Genomic DNA, 3,081 nt, shown 5'->3' on the forward strand with positions numbered 1-3,081 from the left:
GTTCATTTCCGACGTCCATCTGGGCTCGAAGGCGGCCAAGGCCGAGTTCCTGATCGATTTCCTTCGATATCACGATGCCGATATCATCTATCTGGCGGGTGACATCGTTGATGGCTGGCGGCTGCGGCGGAGCTGGCATTGGCCGCAAAGCCACAACGACGTCGTGCAGAAACTGCTGCGCAAGGCGCGCAAGGGCGCCACCATCACCTACATCGCCGGCAACCATGACGAGTTCGCCCGCCAGTTCCAGGGCGTGCATTTCGGCGGCATCGTCGTTGCCGATCGCGCCATCCACGAGACCGCCGACGGCAAGCGGCTGCTCGTCATCCATGGCGACCAGTTCGACACCGTGGTCCACAATGCGCGCTGGCTCGCCTATCTCGGTGACCACGCCTATGACGCGGCCATGCTGGTCAACCGCGTGGTGACGCGGCTGCGCCAACTGCTCGGCCTGCCTTATTGGTCGTTTTCGTCCTGGGCCAAGCACAACGTCAAGAAGGCGGTGAACTTCATCGGCTCGTTCCAGACCATGCTTGCCGACGAGGCGCGCCGTTCGCATGTCGATGGCGTCATCTGCGGCCACATCCATCATGCCGTCATCGAAAATTTTGGCGATGTCCAGTACATCAACACCGGCGACTGGGTGGAAAGTTGTACGGCTGTGGTCGAGCATTTTGACGGCCGCATGGAAATCCTGACCTGGGCGCAGGTGCTGCCCGAGGCGCCGGACGAGCCCTTTATCCCGCTGCTCATCGAGGACCGGGTAGGGCAGGCGGCCTAGTCCGAAGTCCTTTCGGGCTTCGGAATCAATCAATTAGTCCAACCGGTTTCGTCCGGTTTTCGTCCATGTTAAGGGATCGATACGCGTTGCCCTCCGGTCGAATACAGCGCGATTGGATCGATTCATGTCCCTGCCGCAGCTCTCGCCCGAACAACTCGTCAAGCCGCGCCATTTCGAACTGCGCATGAGCCTCATCTTCGCGACGCTTTTCGTGCCGCTCGGAACGCACTTGCCGTATTTTCCGCTGTGGTTGCAGGCCAAGGGTTTTCATGCCGAGCAGATCGCGGTCATTCTGGCGGCGCCGATGTTCCTGCGCGTGGTGACGACGCCGCTGCTGACCGCGCTGGCCGACCGTGCCAGGGACCGCGCCGACGTCTATGTCGCGCTGATGGCTGCGTCGCTGCTTTTGTCGGCAGGTTATTTCCTGACACCCACCTATGCGATGGTGCTGGCGGTCTCGCTGGCGCTGACCATCGTCTGGACGCCGCATTCGCCGATCGCCGATTCGCTGGCTCTTTCTGGTGTCCGCCGCTTCGGTTCGAACTACACAAGCATGCGTAAATGGGGCTCGATTTCCTATTTGTTCGCCAATATCGCCGGCGGCTTCATTCTGTCGGTAACCGGTTCACAAGCCGTTCCGGTTATCATTCTGGTGGCGTTTGCCGCCGCCCTTGCCGCTGGCCTGCTGGCGCCGCGCCTTGGCCGTCCGCGGCGCGCCTCGCCGCTGTCGGCCACCGACATCCAGCATTCAGCGCCGAAGCTTCTCAACCCGTATTTCCTGTATTTCTCCATGGGCGTCGGCGTCATCACCGCCAGCCACGCATTCCTCTACGGTTTCGTCTCCATCTACTGGAAGTCGATCGGCCTCGGTGATTCGGTAGTCGGTCTCTTATGGGCTTGGGGCGTGGTGTCGGAAGTCTGCATGTTCATGATGTTCACCCGCTTTTTCGACCGGTTCTCCGTCGTGTCGGTCATGGTGATGGCCGGAATCGGCTCCATCGTGCGCTGGATCGCCTTTCCGCTGGTCTGGCCGCTCGGCCTCGGCATTCCCGGCTTCTTCGCTGTCCAGTCGCTGCACTCGGTCTCGGTGGCGCTGGGGCTGATCGGGCTGCAGAAGATGATCGGCGAAACGATCTCCGAGGAGCGGACAGGTGCCGCGCAAGGCATCGCCTATTTCTCCAACGGCTTCTTCATGGCGGTGGTGACGCTGGCGTCCGGCCCGCTCTACGACCGTCTCGGTGTCGACGGCTTCTTTGCCATGATCCCGATTGCGTTGATCGGACTGGCGCTGATCGGCCTTGCTGCGCGCTCAGCCCCAGAGCGCCGTATCGGGCGGTGACACCAGCGATCCCTGGTAGACAAGGCCCGGTACCCGGTCGCGGGCAAGCAGCAGCGGACCGTCGAGGTCGACGAAATCGGCATGCTGGGCAAGCAGCACCGCTGGCGCCATCGCCAATGAGGTGCCGACCATGCAGCCGACCATCACGCCGAAACCGAGTTCGCGGGCGCGATCGCGCAGCACCAGTGCCGCAGTCAGCCCGCCCGACTTGTCGAGCTTGATGTTGACGGCATCGTAGAGACCGACAAGCGCTTCGAGATTCTTAGCCTCGTGCACGCTTTCATCGGCGCAGATCGGCACCGGATGCGCGATATGGCGCAGGATCTCGTCATGACCGGCCGGCAGCGGCTGTTCGATCAGCGCGATGCTTTGTTCGGCGGCAAAGGCGAGGTTCGCAACGATGTTGTCGTCGCTCCAGCCCTCATTGGCGTCGAGGATGATGCGGCTGTCTGGCGCTGCCTGCCTGACCGCGCGGATGCGGGCAATGTCGTTGTCGCCGCCGATCTTGACCTTGAGCAGCGGCCTCGCGGCATTGGCGCGGGCCTGCGCCGCCATCGCCTCCGGCTCGCCCAGCGACAGCGTGTAGGCGGTTTCGAGCGCCTGCAAGGGAACAGCGCCTATCGCAACCGCCACCGATGTTCCGCTGAGCTTCGCCTCCAGATCCCATAGGGCGCAGTCTATGGCGTTGCGGGCGGCTCCGGCCGGCATGGCATCGAGCAAGGCGCTGCGGCTGATGCCATCGGCGATCCGGCCGCGCATGGCGTCGATCGCCTCGCGCACGCCCTCAATCGTCTCGCCATAGCGCTTGTAGGGGACGCATTCGCCGCGGCCGAAATGGCCGCCGTCGCTGATCGTGCAGGAGATCACTTCGGCTTCGGTCTTGGAACCGCGCGAAATGGTGAAGGTTCCGGCGATGGGAAAACGCTCGGCCTCGACCGAAATGACACGCGCCATATTTTTC

General features: G+C 62.8%; 3 protein-coding genes. 2 read left to right on the forward strand and 1 reads right to left on the reverse strand.

Annotated elements, in window-relative coordinates; translation table 11 throughout:
* The coding region (locus EN925_RS29840) for a UDP-2,3-diacylglucosamine diphosphatase (protein ID WP_164894475.1) at positions 1-781 on the forward strand (781 nt) is incomplete at its 5' end.
* A gap of 124 nt (positions 782-905) precedes the next feature.
* Entirely contained in the window at positions 906-2,120 is a 1,215-nt protein-coding gene (locus tag EN925_RS29845) for an MFS transporter (protein ID WP_027161491.1), read from the forward strand.
* On the opposite strand, the gene dgcA is transcribed toward EN925_RS29845, so the two are convergent.
* Positions 2,091-3,074 (reverse strand): N-acetyl-D-Glu racemase DgcA, encoded by a 984-nt coding sequence (gene dgcA / locus EN925_RS29850; RefSeq protein WP_027161492.1) that lies wholly within the window; start codon positions 3,072-3,074, stop codon positions 2,091-2,093. The genes EN925_RS29845 and dgcA overlap by 30 nt on opposite strands.
* Positions 3,075-3,081 lie beyond the last annotated feature (7 nt).

The organism is Mesorhizobium sp. M7A.F.Ca.US.006.04.2.1 (assembly GCF_004022915.1).
In the GTDB taxonomy this organism is placed as follows: Bacteria; Pseudomonadota; Alphaproteobacteria; order Rhizobiales; family Rhizobiaceae; genus Mesorhizobium; species Mesorhizobium ciceri.